This is a genomic window from Nocardia sp. X0981 (assembly GCF_977089955.1).
Genome location: NZ_OZ372435.1, coordinates 6158655 through 6179661 on the forward strand (window position 1 = coordinate 6158655; position 21007 = coordinate 6179661).

Sequence of the window (21007 nt, forward strand, 5' to 3'; positions counted from 1 at the left end):
CTGGCATATCGTCAGCTCCTGTCGAAGTATTCATGGATTTGGCGAACCGCCATCGCGCCTTCGCCGACAGCGGATGCGACCCGCTTCACGGAGCCGCTACGGACATCGCCCGCGGCGAACAGGCCGGGCAGGCTTGTTTCGAGCGTCCTCGGCGACCGGGCACCGGTCCGCTGTGTGCCGTCGCCTCGGGCGGGGACCGCGCCCATGCCTGTGAGGACGAAGCCGTGGTCGTCGAGTTCGATCGTGTCGGCCAGCCACCCGGTGTAGGGCATCGCCCCGATGAAGACGAACAGGGCGCGCACCCGGAGAGTGTCCTGCTCCCCCGTGTGATTGTTCTCGACCACGATCTCTGCGAGGTACTTCTCCCCGTGGACCGTACGAACCTCGGTATTGCGGTGCACGGTCACCCGCGGATGGCGCTGTATCTGGTCGACCAGATACCGGGACATACTCTTCTCGAGGTCACCGCCGCGGATGAGCAGGTGGACACGGGAGGCACTGCCCGCGAGAAACACGGTGGCCTGTCCGGCGGAGTTTCCGCCGCCGACGATGGCCACTGGGTCGGTGCCGCACATCCGCGCTTCCTGATGGGTCGCGGCGTAGTACACGCTCGTGCCCTCCATCGCCTCGATCCCCGGAACCGTCAGCTTGCGGTATCGCGCCCCGGTGGCGAGCACGACGGCCCGGCCGCGAACCACACCGCCGTCCGCGAGCCGGAGCGCGTGATGCCCGCCCTCGGGCACCAAACCGGTCACCTCCGCCGACACCAGCAGCCCGGCACCGAACTTCCCGGCCTGGATCACGGCCCGCTCCGCCAATTCGGCACCGGAGATACCGGCCGGGAAGCCGAGGTAGTTCTCGATCCGGGAGGAGGTACTGGCCTGCCCGCCCGCGGCGATCGATTCCAGTGTCACCGTGTTCAGCCCGTCCGAAGCGCCGTACACCGAAGCGGCGAGACCGGCCGGTCCCGCCCCCACCACGACGAGGTCGGACACGTCCTGGGTCGCGTCCCGGACGGGATCCGGAGCCGGAAGCCCGACGATGCGGGCGAGTTCGGCGTTCGGCGGATTGCGCAGCACCTTCTCGCCGTGCCAGATCACGACGGGAGTGTCCTCGGGCGCGACGTCGAGGCTGCGCAGCAACTGCTCGGCCCTTTCGTCCTGCTCCAAGTCGATCCACCTGTGTGGCAACCGGTTTCGCATGGCGAACTCGCGAAGCCGCAGCGTATCGGGTGAATAGCAGGAGCCGATTATCCGGAATCCCGAACCGAGCCCGATGAGCAGGTGCCGGCGGACCAGGTAGGCACGCAGGATCAGATCGCTGAGCACGAGATCGTGAGCCACCAGTTCGCGCACCCGGGCGGCCGGCACGACGAGTATCTCACCGTCCTCGATCGCCTCGGCGGTAAAGAACGCCACCTGGCCTTCCAGCAGCCCGAGCTCGCCCAGGAATCGGCCGGGACCGTGCACCCGCAGTATCCGGCGTTCGCTTCTTCCCTCGCCCTCGTCGATGATCGCGACCTTCCCCGAGAGGATCACGAAGAAGTCCTTGCTGGGTTCGCCCTCTCGGACCAGCACCTCGCCGGCGCGTACCGGCCGACGCGCGCCACCGGATTCGAGCGTCGCGACCTGGTCGTCCGTCAGCCGCGGAAATGCTCCCAGCTCATCCGGGGTCTCGTCGTCGACCTGCGGGATGTCGCGGAGGGAAGTCGCGTCCTCAGACGAGGTTCTGGTCGACATAACACCAGCGCCAATCTTCGCCCGGCTCCATCGACTGCACGATCGGATGACCGATGACGCGAGCGTGCGCGCTCGCGTGCTTGCCCGGTGAGGAGTCGCAGCAACCGACGTGTCCGCACGTCAGGCACAGCCTCAGATGTACCCACGGGGTGCCGAGGCGCAGACATTCCTCGCAGCCCTGCGGGGTCCGTGGTGCGACGGGGCGGATGGCGGTCACGTGTGGGTCCACAGGGACAGAAGTCATGACTTGGTCTCCTGGCCTGCCTTTTCCGAGAGTGCCTGATCGAGCCAGGCGCGCAGTTGTGGTACCGGAGCGGCTCCGGCCTGACGTGCCAGGACCCGGCCCCGGTCCACCACGAGCAGAGTCGGCACGGCGCGGACGGTGAATCGTTCGGCGGTCGCGGGCGCAGCATCCACGTCGGTCTTCACTAGCTTGATCCGACCCGCGCGTTCCCGGGCGAGCTGCTCGAGTGCGGGGCTGACCATGCGGCACGGGCCGCACCAGGTGGCCCAGAGGTCGACGAGCACAGGCACCGAGGAATTCTCGGCGATCTCCGCGAAATCGTCATCTGCTGCCGAGGCGATCCAGGGCAGCGGCTCATGGCAGTTACCGCAGCGCGGTATGCCTGCTCCCGCTGCGGGGACCTTGTTCATCTTCCCGCAGTGCGCGCATTTCACCGTTTCGGATCTCATGACGGCGCCCTTCTCAGGCCGCCGCCACAGCGGGTTCGGCGTAGGCGACAGCGAGCTCGCCGCCGTCCACCGTGACCCGGATGACGCCTCCCGGCTCGATCTCGCCACGCAATAGCGCGCGACCTATCTTGGTCTCGACCTCGTGGGCGATGTATCGCCGTAGCGGCCGCGCGCCGTAGACCGGGTCGAATCCGTGTTCGGCGATGAGCCGGCGTGCTTCCGCGGTGATATCCAGGCGTATCTGCCGCTGCTCCAACCTGTTCCGGAGGTCGATGAGTTGTAGATCCACAATGTGTTCGATCTGGGGCAGGGTGAGCGGGGTGAACAACACGATGTCGTCGACCCGGTTGAGGAACTCGGGACGGAAGTGGCCGCGAAGTTCCCCCAGCACCCGCTCGCGTGCGTCCGGCTTGATCTCACCGTTGGCTGTGACGCCGTCGAGGAGGTGATGGGATCCGATATTGGAGGTCATGATGATCACGGTGTTGCGGAAATCGACCTGCCTGCCCTGGGAGTCGGTGATCCGGCCGTCATCGAGCACCTGCAGCAGGGTATTGAAGACGTCGGCGTGGGCCTTCTCGATCTCGTCGAAGAGCACCACGGAGTACGGCTTGCGGCGCACCGCCTCGGTGAGCTGGCCACCCTCGTCGTAGCCGACGTACCCGGGGGGCGCGCCGATGAGCCTGCTCACCGTGTGCCGCTCCTGGTACTCGCTCATGTCCAGGCGCACCATATTGTCTTCGCTGTCGAAGAGGGCGCCGGCCAGTGTTTTCGCGAGCTCGGTCTTGCCCACGCCCGTCGGGCCCAGGAAGATGAACGAGCCGATGGGGCGGCGCGGGTCGCGGATCCCGGACCGCGCCCGGATCACCGCGTCTGCGACCAGTTGTACCGCCTCGTCCTGGCCGACGACCCGTTCGTGCAGAATCTCGTCGAGCTTGAGCAGCTTCTCGCGCTCACCTTCCTGTAGCCGGGCGACGGGGATGCCTGTCCATGCGGCCACGATCTCCGCGATCTCGTCTTCGGTGACAACTTCGCGCAGTAGCGGATTCCCGCCTTGCCTGGTGGTCAGTTGCTCCTCTGCCGCCTCGAGCCTGCGTTCCAGCTCGGTGATCTCGCCGTAGCGCAGCTCGGCGGCCCGGTTGAGGTCGTAGTTGCGCTCCGCTTCCTCGGCTTCGTGGCGCAGTCGTTCCAGCTTTCCGCGCAGTTCCTGCACCCGCCGGATCGCCTGCCGCTCCGCCTCCCACTGAGCGTGCCGGGCGTCGGCTTCGGCGCGCAGGTCGGCCAGTTCCTTGCGCAGCTCTTCGAGGCGCGCCTTGCTGGCCGCGTCCGCCTCCTTGGACAGCGCGGCCTCTTCGATCTCCAGGCGGGTGACTTTACGGGTGAGTTCGTCGAGTTCGGCAGGCATCGAATCGATTTCGGTGCGCAGCCGCGCGCAGGCCTCGTCCACCAGATCGATCGCTTTGTCCGGAAGGAAGCGGTCGGTGATGTACCGGTGCGAGAGGGTCACCGCGCCCACCAGTGCACCGTCCTGGATCTTCACGCCGTGAAACACCTCGAGGCGTTCCCGGAGACCACGCAGAATCGAGATCGCATCCTCGACGGTGGGTTCGTCGACCAGAACCGTCTGGAAGCGGCGCTCCAGTGCCGCGTCGGATTCGATGTGCTTGCGATACTCGTCGAGTGTGGTGGCACCGATCATGTGCAGTTCGCCGCGGGCGAGCATCGGTTTGAGCATATTGCCCGCGTCGAGCGATCCCTCCCCGCCGACCGATCCGGCGCCGACAACGGTATGCAATTCGTCGACGAACAACAGGATGCGGCCCGCTGCCGCCTTGACCTCGGACAGCACCGCCTGCAGTCGCTCTTCGAACTCGCCGCGGTATTTCGCCCCGGCTACCAGGGAACCCATATCGAGCGAGAAGATCGTCTTATCGCGCAGGCCCTCGGGCACATCGCCGCGGACGATGCGCTGGGCCAGACCCTCGACGATCGCGGTCTTGCCGACGCCGGGGTCGCCGATCAGTACCGGATTGTTTTTCGTCTTCCGGCTCAGGATCTGCGTTACCCTGCGGATCTCGGCATCCCGGCCGATGACCGGATCGAGTCTGCCTGCCCGTCCTTCGGAGACGAGGTCGCGTCCATACTTCTCCAAGGCCTCGTACGCACCTTCCGGGGTCGCCGAGGTGACGCGCTGATTGCCACGCACCGCGGTCAAGGCAGTGAGGAACGACTCTCGCGTGATCCCATGACTCGCGAGGACCCGTCCGGCCGCACTGGCCGACCCCTCCTCGGAGAGGGCCATCACGAGATGCTCCACCGAGACATAGGAATCCTTGAGCCGCTTCGACTCCCGCTCCGCGGCATCGAGCAGCTTGGCCAGCCGCTGAGTGATCATCACCTGACCGGGCGTCGCACCGGGTCCGCTGACCTTCGGCCGGCGCGACAGTTCACGCTCCAGATCGGATCGCAGGGCATCGACATTCGCCCCGGCCTGCTCGAGCAGTCTGGGCACCAATCCTTCCTGCTGGTCGACCAGCGCGAACAGCAGGTGCTCACCGTCGACCTCGGTGTGCCCCATTCTGGTCGCTACATTCTGCGCTTCCTGCAGGGCTTCTCGTGACTTCTCGGTCAGGCTGCCGGTGTCCATGGGGGCGTCCTCCTTCTGCGGGAAGCGGCTTCGAGTTTCTCGATTCGATCCAGCAGATCGAGCACGAGCCCGATTGCCGAGTAGTTCAGGCCCAGACCGGTTCTCAGCCGTTGGATGCGGGCCGCATGGGCCACTGCGGATGGTTCGAACGACATCTCGCCGCCGGCATCGCGGTGGGCGTCGAGCAGTCCGAGAGCGACCAGTTTTCGGGCCAGGTCGGGGTGTAGCCCGGTTCGTGCGGCGAAGGCATCCGGCGACAATCCGGTACGGCGAACCAAGACGTACCGGGCGCCCGGCAGTGGTGTGCTCATTTCACTTTCCTCGGATCGAAGTTCGATTCGGCGGCCAGTTGCTCGAACAGACCCCGTTCGCGTGCGGTCGGTTTCGACGGCACCATCACCTTGATCTCGGCGTAGAGGTTGCCGGCGGGGCCCCGTGGATTGGGCATTCCTTCTCCGCGTAAGCGCAGCTTCCGCCCCGTCGAGGAGCCCGGCACCACTTTGACTTTCGCCTCCCCGCCCGGGGTGGGCACGACGACGGTCGCGCCGAGAACCGCCTCCCAGGGTGATACGGGCAGGTCGACGTAGATGTCGCGGCCCTGTATCCGGAATCGGGGATGCGGCCTGATCCGCACCACGAGGTACAGATCCCCGGGCGGCGCGTCACCACCGCCTCGACCGCCCTGCCCGGCCAGCCGGATTCGCTGCCCGTCCAGGACACCGGCCGGAATGTCGACGTCGTACTGTCGTCCGTCCAGTCCGAGAGTGCGTTTGCCGCCCCGATACGCCTCTTCCAGCGTCAGTTCCAGTTCCGCTTCCTGATCCGCCCCGGGAATCGGCCCATACCCGCCACCGCCGGTGAACATCTGCCCGAAGAGGTCCTCGAAGTCGACGGGGCCTTGGCCACCGAAACCACGACCGAAGTGCACCCTTGCGCCCCCGCCGCCATAGCCCCTGCCACCGTATCCACCGGCGCTTGCCCGGACCCGTCCCTCGTAGTCCTCGGGCACCCGCCGGAAGTCCTCACCGAATCGGTCGTAGCGTTTGCGGGTGTCCGGGTCGGACAACACCTGGTAGGCCTCGTTCACCTCCTTGAACGTGTCTTCCGCAGTGGGGTCCTTGTTCACATCGGGGTGATATTTGCGAGCCAGCTTCCGGTACGCCTGCTGGATCTCGTCGGCGCCGGCGCCACGCGGGACCCCGAGAACTTCGTAGTAATCGCGCGCCATCGCTGCTCATCCCTCGGGCCGGCTGACGACCACCGCGGCGGGACGCAACTGCCGCCCGTTTTCGCCGTAGCCGGGGCGCACGACCTCGGTCACGGTCCCCGAGTCGAGGTCCGGGCGATCCACCACACCCACCACTTCGTGCAGTTCCGGGGAGAACGGCACACCGACCTCGTCGTGGCGCTCGAAACCGAACTGTGACAGCACCTGCACCGCCTGATCCCGGATCGCCTTCACACCCTCGACGACAGCTTGCGGATCACTACCGGCGTGGGCCAGCGCGAGCTCCAGATTGTCCAGAACCGGCAGCCACGCCGCGGAAACCTTCGCCACCTCCGCAGCGCGTTCCCGGCCCAGATCCTTGGCATAGCGTTTGCGCAGGTTGTCCAGATCCGCGAGGGCCCGGCGCCAGCGGTCCTCGAGTTGAGCCGACGCGGTCTCCGCACCGGTGGGATCAGGCGGCGCCGCGGCCTGATCCCGATCGGTACCCTCGGTGGCCGGCTCGGTCGTCGAACGATCTGCAGAGCTCTCCATCGCGTACCTCAGCTCCGGTCGAATTCGGCGTCGATCACGTCGTCGTCCTCCGACGACGCGGTGTCTGCGCTGCCTGCCCGGTGTCCGTCGCTACCTGCCTGGGCCGGTGCGAGCCCGTACAGCAGCTGCTGCAACTCCGAGGTGAGTGGCTGCACCTCCGCCGGTGAAGCACCCTCGTTCACAGCCTTCCTCGCGTCGGCGATCAGCATCTCGGCGCGTGCCTTGTCGTGCGGCGGGGCACTGTCACCGAGTTCGGCGAGCCGCCGTTCCACCTGATAGGCCACCGAATCGAGCGCGTTGCGCGCATCGACCGCTTTCCGTAGCGCCTCGTCCTCACTCCGGTTCCGTTCGGCCTCGGCCAGCATGCGCTCGACCTCGCCCTGGTCCAGATTGCCCTGCTCACTGATCGTGATGCTCTGTTCCTTACCGGTGTCCTTGTCGCGAGCGGTGACATTGAGGATGCCGTTGGCGTCGATATCGAAAGTGACTTCGACCTGGGCCTCGCCCCGTGGCGCGGGGCGGATGTCTTCCAGCCGGAACCGTCCCAGCACCCGATTGTCAGCGGCTCGTTCACGTTCGCCCTGCAGCACCACGACATCCACTGCCGACTGATTGTCTTCCGCGGTGGAGAACACTTCACTGCGCCGAGCCGGGATCGTGGTGTTGCGCTCGATGATCTTGGTCATCACCCCGCCCTGGGTTTCGACGCCGAGGGACAACGGAGTGACATCGAGCAGCAGCACATCGGAGACCTCGCCCTTGAGCACGCCCGCCTGGACCGCGGCACCGAGCGCCACGACCTCGTCGGGGTTGACGCTCATATTGGGGTCCTTGCCGCCGGTGAGCCGGCGCACCAGCGCCTGCACCGCCGGAATACGTGTCGAACCGCCGACCAGGATCACCTCGTCGATATCGTTGGCGGTGACCTTGGCGTCACTCATCGCCTGCTTCACCGGACCGAGGCAGCGTTCCACCAGATCGGCCGTCAGATCCTCGAACTTCGACCGCATGATCGTCGTGGTGAGATGCTTGGGACCGTTCGCGTCAGCGGTCACGAAAGGCAAATTGACCTGCGCCTGCGTCACCGAGGACAACTCGACCTTGGCCTTCTCGGCCGCCTCGAACAGGCGCTGCAACGCCTGCGGGTCCTTGCGCAGATCGATATTCTCCGCACGCTGGAATTCGTCGGCGAGGTAGTCCACCAGACGCCTGTCGAAGTCGTCACCGCCGAGGTGGGAGTCACCGGCCGTGGACCGCACCTCGACCACCCCCTCGCCGACATCGAGCAGACTCACATCGAACGTGCCGCCACCGAGGTCGAAGACCAATACGGTCTCATGGGTCTGCTTGTCCATGCCGTAGGCCAGAGCCGCGGCGGTCGGCTCATTGATGATCCGCAGGACTTCGAGGCCTGCGATACGACCGGCGTCCTTGGTGGCGTTACGCTGGGCGTCGTTGAAATAGGCAGGAACGGTGATGACCACTTCCTTGACCTTCTCACCGAGGAATTTGCTCGCGTCGTCGACGAGCTTGCGCAGCACCAGGGCACTGATCTCCTCCGGCGCGTACTTCTTACCCCGCACGTCGAATCGTGCCTCACCGTTGTCCCCCGGCACGACGTCGAAACTCACCGCTTTGGCCTCCTCGGAGATCTCGTCGAAATGACGTCCGATGAAGCGTTTCGCCGAGTAGATCGTGCCCTTCGGATTCAAGATCGCCTGCCGACGGGCGAGCTGACCCACCAGGCGCTCGCCGCTCTCGGTGAACGCCACCACCGACGGCGTCGTCCGTGCTCCTTCGACATTGGAGATCACCACCGCCTCGCCGCCTTGCCAGCTCGCGATGACCGAGTTGGTGGTGCCCAGATCGATACCTACTGCAGTTGCCATGACTCATTCCCTTCGATCGGTCCGGCCGGTGAGCAGGCAGACGGCTTCGTCCGCGGCGGCGACGTCGGCGAGGACCTCGTAGCGACGTATTTGTAATGACTGGATAGAGGTCAAGTCGTGCCGACCGTCCGGCAGCGCCTGACGAGCGGGCCGAGCACAGCGCCGACAACAACACCAAACACCAGCCCGAAGAAGGCGAGCGTGAGGCTCGTGAGCAGCGGCTGGACTCACCCGGGTGAACAGCCGAACGGTACGCCGGCAGCGGCGACTGGCGGCGCTTCTCATCCGTAGTCGCACCGGCCCGCGACGGCTCGGCCGACGATCACCGGTCGTGCACCGCGCCAGGTCGGCCGGAGAGGTATCGATGTCGCTTCCGGCGGCGGCACAGCTGTCCACGTCGGCAACCGACAATGCTGGTCGCCTCGGAACCGCCGCGGAGGTCCCGGCACTGAACTCTGACATCACGCCCCCTCGGCGTCGATGGTTCGAGGTTCACCGAACCGCGCACGCGTACCGGCTCGGCGGTCCGGGCAGTAGGGTTGAACTCACGCACGGTCCAACCGCATAAAGTTCTTCATCCGCCTGTGGACATACGATGAGACAGGAGACGGCTACGACCACACTCCACACCGGCGCGGCTCCAGACCGACCGTTCAAGCGGCTCGTGTCTACGGGCTCAACGCATTAGCCGCTACATGGTGCTTCCGTAAGCAGAACTCCCGATACGCAAAATTATTGCAGCCGACGCATCCTGTGACAAGGTTCCGATCGAGTCGAAAGCAAAGGCGATTAGGCCTAGACAAACCCTCCCCCGGAACCATACGAAATACAACTGCCTCAGCTTCAGGTAGAGAGTCAGGTCGTCGGCAGGGTGTCCATCCCGCCGGGTCGCGGGCCCAATTCGGTTTCAGGCCGGCGGTCACTCGGGCATCGCTGTCCCAAACATCGCCAACCGATCGCATGGATGCCGGATAAGCTCGCAAGACAATCGTTTCAGGGAGTGCCGCCAACGTGCATCGGCGGCTCATGAGCGAATCCTTTAACGCCCCCGCGATCTCATCACGACAGCCACAGCATGGTGCGACGCGGTGACTACAAGCCGGAAATCTTTTTCGACTCGGTCGGATTCGAGTCGTCAGTTATCGGCGGCCGGCGTGAAAATCCGTTGTCCGGCAACCAAGTTTTTCCTCGATGACTCGATCGACGCCGGAGCGACTTGCATAAACTGAGGCGTTCTGCGCCGGGCAGATCCGAACGAGCGATCAAGACGACACAGAAATTTCCGTCGACCGCTGTGGCACCTGCGATCGTGGAGCTATCGCTACTCCCCGGCCCTATCGAGATACCCTAGAACACACCCGGATTTGCGTTCGTCGCGCCAGCGAACTCGGCTCGGAAACCGCGGCGCACGAGCCACACTCCTGCCGGTCCGGCGAGGCCTGTCGTGTGCTCGAGCTCCTCGCCTCTGCTTCAACCGCTGGCGGTCGGTTCGAGCTGCTCCCACCGATGGCGTGCAGTACGGGTAAGGACGTGAGATGTCCATCCTAGAAGTGCGGGTCATCGCCGTGACATAGATCTTGGTCTCGCATTCACCAGAGACGCCGTCATGGTGTGATTCGGTGAGTACACCCTCCGAGACGGAGAAGATTCACCGAGGGCCTCGGGCCACCAGTCGTCGCTGCCGGCGATCAGTATGTGCTGCTGGTCGGGGCCGAGGGTCTGCCACCAGGACGTGAGCCGGTCACGGGCGACGTCGTAGCGGCTCGGCCGCCTCCGCTGAGAGCCGGTACCGCGCCGGTATCCGATCAGCACTGGGGACTGCTGTGAGTTTGGTTGACTCGCGGGTTTGGTCTTTCAGGCCGCGAGTGCGGGCCGGTTTATTGTCTCAAACTCGATCGGGGTGAGGCGGCCGAGTCGGCGTTGCCGACGGGTGCGGTGGTAGGTCTTCTCGATCCAGACCACGATCGCCATCCGGAGCTCGTCGCGGGTCGCCCACCGCTCCCGGTCGAGAACATTCTTCTGCAGCAACGCGAAGAACGACTCCATAGCAGCGTTGTCACCACACGCCCCGACTCTGCCCATCGAACCTCGTAATCCATTGCTCGACAATGCGTTCACGAACTTCCGAGAGCGAAATTGACTGCCCCTGTCGGAGTGGACGATCGTCGCGGTAGGCGCTCGGAGAGTGACGGCATGGTTCAGTGCCGACACCGCCAACGACGCCTTCATCCGCGAATCGATCGAATACCCGACGATCCGGTTGGAGAACACGTCCTTGACAGCGCATAAATACAGTTTTCCTTCACCGGTGCAGTGCTCGGTGATGTCTGTCAACCACACCGCGTCCGGAACGGCGGCAGTGAAGTGGCGTCCGACGAGGTCGTCGTGGACCGGCGGGCCGGCCTTGCGGTTCAGGCCGCGTTTCTTGGCGAACACACTCCAGATCCGCTGGGCTGAACACAACCGGTGGACCCTGTTCTCGCCCGCACGGATACCGCGGGCAGGCAGCTCGTCGGCGATGAATCGGTAGCCGAAAGCCGGGTCGTCGGCATGGATGTCGAGAGCGGCGTTGATCAGATGGGCGTCGTCCCAATCGCGTTGCGAGACAGGGCATCGTTTCCATTTATAGAACGCTTGGGTGGAGAAGCCGAGTACCCGGCAGGTCACCGCGACGGGGATACCGTCAGCGGCCAGGTCGAGGACCAGCGGGTAACTCATTTTGGGTTGACGTCACGCGAGAAATAGGCGACCGCGCGGCGCATGACCTCGGCTTCTTGTTCCAACTGACGGATCCGTTTACGCGCTTCGCGCAGCTCGGCCGACTCGTCACGGGTGGCGCCGGGCCGGTGGCCGTCGTCGATATCGGCTTGCTTGAGCCAGTTCTTCACACAGCTCTGCGATATTCCGAAGTCCTTCGCGATCTGGGTCAACGAGATCTCGCCCTTACGGGCGACCGCGACGATGTCACGGCGGAACTCTTCGGGATATGGCTTCGGCATGAGGGACATCCTTCCAGCGAGGAGCGATCCTCACAGGTCAGGAGTCAACCAAACCGGGGGCAGTCCCCTGTGTCCGGTGACCTTCTGGAACGGTGCCGACCAGCCGTCAATCGCCGATTTGGGCAGTTCGCGCTGCGGGTCGGCCGGCAATTGACAGACCGCGTCGCGAGGCTGTCCCGAGAAGCAGTGGGCGGCGCGCCACTTTACCGCCAGCGCGCCGCCCGGGCTCGCCGGCAGTCCCCGGTGATGTGCCCTGCGAAACCGCGACCCCGCGCTTCTTCCCTGCACCTAACTCGCCCAGAACGGATCCACAAAGCGTCAGCCGCGCCGGAGAAGGACGTCCGCGGCCGGATCGTTCGATGGAACGCCGACCCGCGGCCGTTCGGCCCAAATCTCCGACGTATTGCGCGCCCGGCACCAGCCGAGGAGATTGCTCAGCGAGTACTCCGCTCATCGACCGGCCGCCGGAACACGGCAAAAGCCGTCGGCGATCGAGTTGGAAGTGCACGCTTCTCACGCCATGATCATCACGCCTCGTTCGACCGATTGCTGTGGTCCTCGAGGCGTTGTCGCTGCCGGACCCCGTACGCCGCCTCCTTGACCGCGGTGTCGTCCTCGAGACCGGACCCGAGCGCCCCACCGATGGTCGCGATAGACGCCAGCAGCCAAGCAAGGGTGAGGTAATCGGAGGAGCTCACCGCGTGCTCCAGAACGCGGGACAGCAGTACCGGGGGCAGAGTCAGGCATACAGTTAACAGCAGCAGGCAGAACAGGGCCACGTGCAGGACGCCGACGCCGATGACCAGAGTGACAACGGTCGCGGCGTTGAAGAGCACCGATCGACTGCGCCCGGTCCGCCCTTTCGGCCGCTCCCAGAGTTCGTGGGCAAGGATCAGCCACAGAACCATTGCCAAAATCGACAGGACCGTCGCCGCGCTCATACGCCAGGGACCCATCGTGTCGGCAAACATCCAGATCGTGCTGGTGGCCAGCGCGATCGCTCCGGTGGCGAAAGCACCGGCCAGCACCTTCGACAGCCCGGTGACCAGCCGCCACGGCCGGTTGGCCCGCACCATCCCCGACAGCAGGCGCAGTCGCTGCAACCCCGGCGAAGTGAAGTACCGGATACCGCCCTCGATCTGCTCCGACGGGAACCGTCGCGCCGCGCCGGGAGGCGTGAGTTCCGGGTCATCGAGTATGTGGGTGATCGCGAGTTCGGTGACAATGCGCAGGCGTCGCTCGATATCGATGCCGCCCACTCCAGGCAGGGAGATGAGCGCGAAGGCGTGGTGGGCACTGACATCGGCTACCACCGGCAGGGTGTCCTCCCGGCGCGGCAGATCGGTGAGGTACACAACGAGGTCTTCCGCTTCGGCGGACGGATTGACCGTGTCGATCACGTCGGCGAAATCTGCTTGCTCGTCGGGAAGATAGGGCTCGCGGCGCACGGATGTCGTCCACCGACGCTCGAGACGGTCACGGCCCAACAGGCGCGCCGGCAAAGACTCCGCGAGGTGTTCCGCCACAGTCGCAGCCTTGCCCGGATCCGCGAGCAGCAACACCGAAACCTGCTCGCCGGCCGGACCGGATCGGCCGACCGCCCCGTGCTCGTTCGCGTTCACCTGCGACGCATACCCTCGCGAGCTGTCCCCAAACTCGACCGGAAGCGGCCTCACGATGGCAACCTGTCCCCGTCGCACTGAGCCGCCTCGGTTATGCAAGCACTGAGAGCGGGGATACGCTCACATTCCAACTCGCCGTGCTACGCCAAGCAACTCGGTCGACCGGCGACGAGGCTGTCGATCACCGGGTATCGTTGTTTTGAGCCAGAAGTATCCTAACCGAGGAACTTCGCGGCGTGGCGGATGATCGCGACCTCGGTTTCGAGTTCTCGTCCCCGGCGGCGGGCAGCGCGCAATTCAGCCGACTCCACCGACGGGTTGCCCAGACGTAGTCCGTGATCGATGTCGTCCTGGCGCAGTCATTTCGACCGCGTGACCGGGTGGATGCCCAGTTCGGCAGCGGTATGCTTGGCGGGTTTACCTGCCTGAACCAGAGCGATGGCTCGGGTCCGGAATTCGGTGGGATAAGCGCGTGGCACGTGGGTCAGCCTTTCGGTAAGGCTGTCAGTCAGCAACCCGAATTGGAACCCAATCGGTGAGGCACGTCATCATTGTGACCTAATCGTGCAGCATTCCCCTTTTGAACTTGTGTAGCGGAGCAGGTCGCTGTATTCGACATCGAGCTCGGCAAGTTGCGTCCATGCCTCGTGCATCTGCTCCGAACGAGCCCCCGAGGCGGCCAGTTCGCGCATCGCCCGCTCGGCGGCCGCGGCCATCCGGTCGATCAATGTGCCGATCGTCCGCGGATGGGCAACCATCCGCGACGGCTCGATGGTGGCAGCCAATTCGTCGATTTGGGTGATGAGTTCGATTCGACGGCCCTCACACTGCGCCGCCGCTGCCGGCATGTCCGTGCACATACGATGTAAACGGACGAGTTCACGTGCCCACGCGCAGATCGGGTTTGAATCATCGGCGTTGGTGCATAGCGCGATCAACAGGCGGTCGCGGGTGGGCAGGTTGGATAGACGCCCGCGAGGGATCGTCAGTGTGCGCGTCAAGTTCTCCTCCCATCCAGAGACAGTCGGGGGATTCCGCCCGCGGAGGCCGCTGTGCGTGCGAAGGCACATCTCACGTCCTCACCGGCTGTCGGAGCGCGGGAGACCTGCAACTGGCCGACGCGCCTGCCGGATAGGCCATTAAGGGCGGGGTGGTGTAGACGATGAACGCCGCCAAGCAGGGCTACACTGGGCACGTTCTGGTAGGGGAGTCGACGCCCAACATGCGCCTCTCGGCGAGTGGTCGCTCGTAGCGACAAAATGGGTGAGGCCCGGGGCTGTCCAGAGCGTCGACAGTGGGTTCAACCCGGGCGGTGGGTCTGCTGTTCCACCTGGCGCCGTGATCCGCGCTACCGGGCCTCGTGGGCCCAGTAGCCGTGGACGCTGGTTCTGCGAGGAACCCGTTCGTGCCCACTCTGCAACAACCGTGTGGCAGAGGAGACAAACACGCGAAGCCGACCGGGCCGGCAGGCGAACCGAAAGTTTCCGGTTCAACGCGGCCGGGCAGCGCTGGGAGCAGTCCATCGGGTTGAGTCCAGCAGGATGGTGTACGACCGGGACGCCGGACCGAGTCTGAGCGTGTCGTAACCGGGAAAGGGGTGGTCACCGCGTGATCCTTCAGAAGACCTACCAAGTCATTCAGAAGGAAGAAGACCACGCGATGACCTCTGTCCAGCGTATCGACTCGAACATCCCTTTCGCCGAGCAACTCGCCGCCGCGAGCCCGGATCTGCTCCGTCAGATGCTCGCCTCGTTCATCCAGACGATGATGAGCGCCGAAGCCGACGCCGTCTGTGGTGCCGAGTACGGCCAGCGCAGCGACGACCGCGTCAACTCCCGTAACGGTTACCGCCACCGTGACTTCGATACCCGGGTCGGCACGATCGACATAGCGATCCCGAAACTGCGGCAGGGATCGTATTTCCCGGATTGGCTGCTCGAGCGGCGCAAACGCGCCGAACGAGCCTGGCTTCGGTGGTAGCGACGTGCTATCTGCTGGGGGTATCGACAAGGCGGATGGAGAAACTCGTCGAGTCCCTGGGGATCACTTCGTTGTCGAAGTCGCAGGTGCCGGTCATGGCTGCTGACCTGGATGCCCAGGTCGAAGCGTTCCGCACCCGGCCTCTGGATCAGGGCCCGTACACGTTCGTCGCCGCTGATGCGCTGGTGCTGAAAGCCCGCGAGAACGGACGTGTGGTCAACGTGCACTGTCTGGTCGCGACCGGCGTCAATGCCGATGGCTACCGTGAGATCCTCGGCCTGCAGGTCACCAGCGGTGAAGACGGCGCCGGCTGGCTGGCGTTCTTCCGTGACCTCGTCGCCCGTGGCTTGACCGGGGTCCAGCTCGTCTCCTCCGACGCACATGCCGGCCTGGTGGCCGCGATCGGCGCGACATTGCCCGGCGCGGCCTGGCAGCGATGCAGGACCCATTACACGGTCAACTTGATGCCGGTCTGCCCGAAAACATCGTGGCCCTGGGTGCGGACTCTGCTGCATTCGGTGTTCGACCAAGCAGATCCGGTATCCGTTGCCGCCCAATATGATCGGATGCTCGATGCTCTGTCGGAGAAACTGCCGAAAGTCGCTGAGCATCTCGATGCGGCACGGGCGGATCTGCTGTCGTTCACCGCGTTCCCGAAACAGATCTGGCGCCAGATCTGGTCGAACAATCCCCAAGAACGGTTGAACAAGGAGATCCGGCGCCGCACCGATGTGGTCGGGATCTTCCCCGACCGCGGTTCGATCATCCGCCTCGTCGGCGCCGCCCTGGCCGAGCAACACGACGAATGGATCGAAGGACGTCGCTACCTCGGACTCGACGTCCTCGCCCGCACCCGAGCCATCACCACCACCGGCCCCGATAAACAGGGGGACACCCCCGCAGAACTCACCGCCTGACCAACACCCGGATCAGCGGTGACCACCCCTCCTACACCACGCCACAGGACTTGACCAGGACCACCTGAGGAAACGCTGTGCCGACTTCATGACCAGTAAAGGATAGCCGTCCCACACACCTCGATATTCCCGGCTGGGATTTTCGGCCCCGTCTGCGGTCGGGTGGTTCGGACCACCTCGCGTCCCGGGTCTTCACTCCCGCCGGTCGGTCGCCACACTCCCTCCGCAGTCGGCTCATCTCCTTCATGAGCCGCTCATCCGGCGGCGCCGCAGAGACGGTGAACACAACTTTCGCTATTCACCTATTGAACGTGCCGTTGTTTAGCGGTACGGTAGTCAGTGTTCCGATAGGCGCTCGAAGCAGTGCGACCACCCCGCCCACCCCGGGTGCGTGACCGAGTGAGGACCCACGATGAACCGAAACCCCCAGCAGCGCACCCGCCGCCTCGCCGCCCGGATCGCCGCGATCACCGTCCTCGCCCTCGCACCGCTCACCCTCACCGCCGGCACCGCCCTCGCCGACGCTTCCGGCCACAGCTTCGGCGATAGCAGCAGCTGGAACGACGGCGAGGGCCACGCCTGGAACGACGGCGGCTTCGGCTGGGACGACAACGGCCACTACGGCTACCGCGACCACCACCGCCAGGACTACGACGGCTGGAACGACCACCTCAACAGCGGCCACAACCAGTACCCCGACCGCCACGACCGGGGCCGCGGCCGCGACTACGACGCCCCCGCGCACTGGAACCACGACCGCCCCGGCCCCCGCGGCGGACTGCCCGCCTTCCCCGTCCCCAACCCCCACATCCCCGCCGCCCAGCCCGGCCTGCTGCCACCCCTGCCCCTGCCCGGCCTCCCGGGCCTGCTGCCGGGCACCGGCAGCGCCGGCTGATCACCAAACAAAGCGCCGTTACATAGCGGCGCATATGTCGGCGAGTCGTCATATATGAACAGCAGCGGCCGGATCCGTTCTCGGACCCGGCCGCACGCTCCGGCGCATCACCCCGCGACGGCCCCGGAATCCTGAAGCTGCCCCGAGCCGCAAAGTAGCTTCGTGCTCAGGCTGACTCGGCTACTGTTTCCGGGCGTGCGTCAGGAGTGGTCGACCGAGGGTTCGATCGGGGCGTGGACGCTGGTCGGGGATGACTGGCACCGGTAGGGAACAAGACCGGTGCGACGCGTCTCAGGTTCGGTCTGGTGCTGAAGTTCTCCGAGACCGAGGCCCGGTTTCCTGCCCGTCCGGAAGAACTGTCCACTGTCGCGGTGGCGTATATGGCGGATCAGATGAAAGTTGATCGCGGATTGCTGAGTGAGTATCGCTGGTCTGGGCGCACGATCGAGTACTACCGGGCGCAGGTACGCGATGCGTTCGGGTTCCGGGAGCTCTCCCGCGGTGACGAGGACAAGCTGGCGGCCGAGGTGTGCCCGGTTGAGCTGCGCGACGAGCAGTTGCGTGAAGCGCCGCTGGTGCGGTGCCGCGGTGAGCGGATCGAACCGCCGGGGCACATTGAGCGGATCATCGGGTCGGCGCGGGCGAGTTTCGAGAAACAGTTCTTCGAGCGGACCGTTTCACGGCTGAGCGAGCTGTCGGTCGACCGGTTGAACAACTTGGTCGCTGTCGGTGCTGCGCCGTTGGAGTCCGACCCGGGTAAGGTCAGTCTCGATACGCTGTTGCGGGAGGTGGACAAGCTGGCCGCGTTGCGAGCCCTCGAATTGCCCACGGACTTGTTCGCCGACGCCAGTGACAAGCTGGTCGATGCCTGGCGGGCGCGGGCGGCACGCATGTTCGGCTCGGATTTGGCTCCGCTCGATGGTGTGGTGCCCAAGGCGTGGCGGAAGGCGGTGGTTGATGAGAAGGGTCGGGTCGAGCGGATCCCGTACGAGCTGTGTGTGCTGGTCGCGTTGCGTGATGCGATCCGCCACCGCGAGATCTACGTCGATGGCGGCAACCAGTGGCGCAACCGCGAAGACGATCTACCCGGCGATTTCGACACCGCCCGCGAGGTGCACTACGCCGCGATCCGCCAGCCCCTGGATCCAACCGAATTCATCGCCGGGCTCCGCCAGCGCATGACCGATGCCCTGACCCGCCTCGATACGGGCCTGGCTGAGAACACCACCGGCGGTATCCGGTTGACCCGGTGGCGCGGTGAGCAGTGGATCAGCGTGCCGAAGCTGGAGAATCTGGAGAAGATCAAGGCCGAGGTCGCACGGCGTTGGGGCACCCTCGATCTCCTCGATGTACTCGAAGACGCCGACTTTCTCACCGACTTCACCGCCGAGTTCACCTCCATGGCCTCCCGGGAGGTGATCGACCGCGACACGCTGCGAAGACGGCTCCTGCTCGACCTGTTCGCCTTGGGAACGAACATGGGAATCCGGGCGATCGTCAATACCGGCGAGCATGCGGAGTCCGAGGCCGCGTTGCGGCATATGCGCCGCGCGCTGAGCCCGCTGTTCTGGTCCAACATCAACCCCTACGGCCGCTTCCGGCTCGACATGAACACCCGCCTGGATCTCACCCAGGAACGGGTCGCGGGCTGAACTTCCCGAGTCTCCCGGTGAGTGGTGAGGGAAGTCTTCTCGGCTCTGTCACACGCCGCTTGGCCATGGGGTTGGGCGAGAAGGTGGAGCAGGCCACGCAGGCGCTCGTTCACTTCTATCGAACCACGGGCGGTCTCATGCGTGAGGGCGCTTATCGGATCGAACGCGCTGACGGGGGCTCACACATTCTGTGGCAGCTCCCCGACGGTGAGATGTGGGAGCGCCCGGATCGGGCCGGTATTCGGCGCCATCGGCCCAGTGCAGCCGAAGCGGCCATGGCCGGGCGCCGATTGGACGCCGACGTCGAGTTCAGCGACGAAATGCTGAAGGACGTCCGCGAAGCCTCCAGCGTGTCGATTCGGAAGATGCGCTCGACCGATGGGGAGTTGAACATCTACAAACCCGAAGCGGGTGAAGATTACGAGGGTTTGTTCCATTTCCGGCCGTATCGGGGTGCGCAGACAGATCGGGAAGTCTCAGCCTATCGCCTCGACGAGGCACTCGGCTTCGGCCGGATTCCGCCGACTGCCCGGACCGAGGGGGTGGCAGGCGCGGACAGCGAGCACACCGGCTCCGGCATGATCCAGCAATTCGTCGAATCAGGCCCCGGGCGCGCGGCCCGCGAGTACGGCAAACTTCAGCAGCAGCAAGTTGCCGTGCTCGATTACGTCATGGGAAACTTGGACCGGCGCCCCGCGAACTTCCGCACCGTGTACCACGGCGATGGCACGTTCGACCTGCTCGCCATCGATCACGGCCGCGCTTTTCCCGAGTCGTTCGATCCGTTCGAGGTGCCGATGAAATCGGACTTCCTCGAGTTGTGGGCCGGAAAAGGCGAGGACTTGCAGCCAGAGATCCTGGCAGCCCTCGATCGAGTCGACGCCGCCCAGCTTCACTCCGCACTCTCGGACGCGGGCTTGAGCGAGAACGCGACTCGAGGCGCGGTCGAACGATTCAAGCACCTGCGTGAACTGCGCAGCATCCCGCAGTACATACCGCACGGCTGATCCAGTGCCATCCCGAACCAGTTTCCGGCACGAATGTCCAGCGCCGCCCCAAGAGGCAGCGAGCAGCCGAACCTGCGGGATCAACAGTCATATCGCCAGGTACATGAAGCCCTGTTCGGCCAGGTAGCCGCCGGGATCACTGTTCTGGTTCAGCCGCTGACGTGAGGTAGCGGTGCAGTGGGGTCTTCGGGATGCCGGTCCGGAGATGCTTGCGCTGCGGTCCGCCTCGGGAGAGGAACCCGCACCCGCTACTTTGCGGCTCGCGCCAGCTTCAGGATTCCGGGGCCGCGACAACCGCTCCGGTCAACTGCCGACCGGCCGCCGCGAGCACCGCATGCGCGGCATCCGACAATTCCTCCGCACGGACCGCACGTTCACACCGGCGGGCCAGATCCGCGCGGTCCGCACCGGCCGGCTCGACCGGCGCGAGGACCACCTCGGCGGTGAGGCCCCGCGCCCGCAGCACCCGGGTAATCGAGCCCAGCAACGTATCGTCACCCACGAACCCTGGAACCGTGGACCGGTTACCGTGCTGGTCCAGGTAGCGCAGCCGGACCGGTTGCACAGGGACTCCCGTATCCACCGCGGCCTGGAAGAGCGCGGGCCGCAGCCGCCCGTACGCACGACCGCACCAGGTGGTGCCCTCCGGGAAGAAGCCGATCCGCTCGCCCGCGGCGAGCCGCCGCCCCACCTGCTCCACCACCTCGGGCAGCCGGCGCAGCCGTTCCCGCTCGATCGGCACGATCCGCATGACCCGGGCGAGCCGCCCGAGCACCGGCCAGTCCACCAGATCCGCTCGCGCCACGAACGCGAGCGGCTGGACCGAAGCGAGGACGACGATATCCGCCCAGCCGATATGACCACAGGCGACCAGCACCCCGGTGCCCGGTGCGGCGTAACGCGGCCGGGCCGAGCCGGACCCGGCTCGCCGGTCCACCACCCGCAGGCGAATACCGCAGGCGCGCAGTAGTGTCCGCGCGAAACACCGCTGCACACCGGTCCGCCGCGACGGCGGCGTGACGATATGCGCCACCGGATACGCGAGCAGTACCGAGACCGCGCCCGCGGCACGCAGCCCCGCCCGCAGTACCCCGGCCTCGGGCCGCTGCCGCACACAGCCCGTCCCGCACGGGCTCGCCGGCATCCAGGCGTGCGCGACCGTGCGGGCCGGCGCCCGGTCCACCACATCGACAGCGAATACCATCGCA

Annotated in this window: 15 protein-coding genes and 2 pseudogenes; 4 read left to right on the top strand and 13 right to left on the bottom strand. The window is 65.6% G+C overall.

From position 1 onward, the window contains the following. Positions 1–11 precede the first annotated feature (11 nt). The 12 genes and pseudogenes from ACYR7D_RS27360 to ACYR7D_RS27415 all read right to left on the bottom strand — a co-directional run bounded on the left by ACYR7D_RS27360 (position 12) and on the right by ACYR7D_RS27415 (position 14349). Positions 12–1739, bottom strand: a complete 1728-nt coding sequence (locus ACYR7D_RS27360; RefSeq protein ID WP_459547380.1) for an FAD-dependent oxidoreductase — start codon at positions 1737–1739, stop codon at positions 12–14. Continuing rightward, complete coding sequence (locus tag ACYR7D_RS27365) at positions 1717–1983, bottom strand: UBP-type zinc finger domain-containing protein (protein ID WP_459547381.1); 267 nt, start codon at positions 1981–1983, stop codon at positions 1717–1719. The genes ACYR7D_RS27360 and ACYR7D_RS27365 overlap by 23 nt, the downstream gene beginning before the upstream one ends. Next, positions 1980–2432, bottom strand: coding sequence for a thioredoxin (gene trxA, locus ACYR7D_RS27370; protein WP_459547382.1), 453 nt, complete (start codon positions 2430–2432; stop codon positions 1980–1982). Before trxA ends, ACYR7D_RS27365 begins: the two co-directional genes overlap by 4 nt. A 13-nt stretch (positions 2433–2445) precedes the next feature. Continuing rightward, positions 2446–5079: an ATP-dependent chaperone ClpB gene (gene clpB, locus ACYR7D_RS27375; RefSeq protein WP_459547383.1), complete on the bottom strand. Its 2634-nt coding sequence runs from the start codon at positions 5077–5079 to the stop codon at positions 2446–2448. Next, on the bottom strand, positions 5061–5390 hold the full coding sequence (locus tag ACYR7D_RS27380) for a chaperone modulator CbpM (protein WP_459547384.1): 330 nt from the start codon (positions 5388–5390) through the stop codon (positions 5061–5063). Before ACYR7D_RS27380 ends, clpB begins: the two co-directional genes overlap by 19 nt. Further along, positions 5387–6307 (bottom strand): DnaJ C-terminal domain-containing protein, encoded by a 921-nt coding sequence (locus tag ACYR7D_RS27385; RefSeq protein ID WP_459547385.1) that lies wholly within the window; start codon positions 6305–6307, stop codon positions 5387–5389. The genes ACYR7D_RS27380 and ACYR7D_RS27385 overlap by 4 nt, the downstream gene beginning before the upstream one ends. 6 nt (positions 6308–6313) lie before the next feature. Then, positions 6314–6838, bottom strand: a complete 525-nt coding sequence (locus ACYR7D_RS27390; RefSeq protein WP_459547386.1) for a nucleotide exchange factor GrpE — start codon at positions 6836–6838, stop codon at positions 6314–6316. Between the two features lie 8 nt (positions 6839–6846). Further along, positions 6847–8727 (bottom strand): molecular chaperone DnaK, encoded by a 1881-nt coding sequence (dnaK, locus tag ACYR7D_RS27395; protein WP_459547387.1) that lies wholly within the window; start codon positions 8725–8727, stop codon positions 6847–6849. Between the two features lie 3 nt (positions 8728–8730). Beyond that, positions 8731–9189: pseudogene (locus ACYR7D_RS27400) on the bottom strand (general stress protein). Between the two features lie 1392 nt (positions 9190–10581). Then, positions 10582–11726, bottom strand: a protein-coding gene (locus tag ACYR7D_RS27405; RefSeq protein ID WP_459545742.1) for an IS3 family transposase whose coding sequence is annotated in 2 segments (ribosomal slippage) — positions 10582–11447 and positions 11447–11726 — 1146 coding nt in all. Because the reading frame shifts where the segments join, the coding sequence is not laid out codon by codon here. Positions 11727–12253: 527 nt separating this feature from the next. Continuing rightward, on the bottom strand, positions 12254–13348 hold the full coding sequence (locus ACYR7D_RS27410) for a hypothetical protein (protein ID WP_459547388.1): 1095 nt from the start codon (positions 13346–13348) through the stop codon (positions 12254–12256). A 548-nt stretch (positions 13349–13896) separates the two neighbouring features. Further along, the gene (locus ACYR7D_RS27415) at positions 13897–14349 is read right to left on the bottom strand and encodes a hypothetical protein (protein WP_459547389.1); all 453 of its coding nucleotides are present in this window, start codon (positions 14347–14349) and stop codon (positions 13897–13899) included. A 739-nt stretch (positions 14350–15088) separates the two neighbouring features. Between ACYR7D_RS27415 and ACYR7D_RS27420 the strand changes: the two are divergent. From ACYR7D_RS27420 to ACYR7D_RS27435, 4 genes and pseudogenes are all read left to right on the top strand, one after another. Next, positions 15089–16245: pseudogene (locus ACYR7D_RS27420) on the top strand (IS256 family transposase). Positions 16246–16657: 412 nt separating this feature from the next. Further along, positions 16658–17140, top strand: a complete 483-nt coding sequence (locus ACYR7D_RS27425) for a hypothetical protein (RefSeq protein ID WP_459547390.1) — start codon at positions 16658–16660, stop codon at positions 17138–17140. 254 nt (positions 17141–17394) lie between these two features. Then, a complete protein-coding gene (locus tag ACYR7D_RS27430) occupies positions 17395–18792 on the top strand; it encodes a DUF4158 domain-containing protein (RefSeq protein WP_459550313.1) in 1398 nt (465 codons plus the stop codon). Between the two features lie 65 nt (positions 18793–18857). Continuing rightward, entirely contained in the window at positions 18858–19799 is a 942-nt protein-coding gene (locus ACYR7D_RS27435; protein WP_459547391.1) for a protein kinase family protein, read from the top strand. Between the two features lie 271 nt (positions 19800–20070). Here ACYR7D_RS27435 and ACYR7D_RS27440 read toward each other — a convergent pair whose 3' ends face one another. Continuing rightward, complete coding sequence (locus tag ACYR7D_RS27440; RefSeq protein WP_459547392.1) at positions 20071–21003, bottom strand: lysophospholipid acyltransferase family protein; 933 nt, start codon at positions 21001–21003, stop codon at positions 20071–20073. Between the last annotated feature and the right edge of the window lie 4 nt (positions 21004–21007).

What these genes read in the sequence shown, in the direction of transcription:
- ACYR7D_RS27440 (WP_459547392.1), bottom strand. Translation starts at nt 21,003, where the DNA reads ATGGTATTCGCTGTCGATGTGGTGGACCGGGCGCCGGCCCGCACGGTC.
- ACYR7D_RS27380 (WP_459547384.1), bottom strand. Translation starts at nt 5,390, where the DNA reads ATGAGCACACCACTGCCGGGCGCCCGGTACGTCTTGGTTCGCCGTACC.
- ACYR7D_RS27435 (WP_459547391.1), top strand. Translation starts at nt 18,858, where the DNA reads ATGGGGTTGGGCGAGAAGGTGGAGCAGGCCACGCAGGCGCTCGTTCAC.
- ACYR7D_RS27360 (WP_459547380.1), bottom strand. Translation starts at nt 1,739, where the DNA reads ATGTCGACCAGAACCTCGTCTGAGGACGCGACTTCCCTCCGCGACATC.
- ACYR7D_RS27390 (WP_459547386.1), bottom strand. Translation starts at nt 6,838, where the DNA reads ATGGAGAGCTCTGCAGATCGTTCGACGACCGAGCCGGCCACCGAGGGT.
- ACYR7D_RS27425 (WP_459547390.1), top strand. Translation starts at nt 16,658, where the DNA reads ATGAACCGAAACCCCCAGCAGCGCACCCGCCGCCTCGCCGCCCGGATC.
- ACYR7D_RS27365 (WP_459547381.1), bottom strand. Translation starts at nt 1,983, where the DNA reads ATGACTTCTGTCCCTGTGGACCCACACGTGACCGCCATCCGCCCCGTC.
- dnaK (WP_459547387.1), bottom strand. Translation starts at nt 8,727, where the DNA reads ATGGCAACTGCAGTAGGTATCGATCTGGGCACCACCAACTCGGTCATC.
- ACYR7D_RS27385 (WP_459547385.1), bottom strand. Translation starts at nt 6,307, where the DNA reads ATGGCGCGCGATTACTACGAAGTTCTCGGGGTCCCGCGTGGCGCCGGC.
- trxA (WP_459547382.1), bottom strand. Translation starts at nt 2,432, where the DNA reads ATGAGATCCGAAACGGTGAAATGCGCGCACTGCGGGAAGATGAACAAG.
- clpB (WP_459547383.1), bottom strand. Translation starts at nt 5,079, where the DNA reads ATGGACACCGGCAGCCTGACCGAGAAGTCACGAGAAGCCCTGCAGGAA.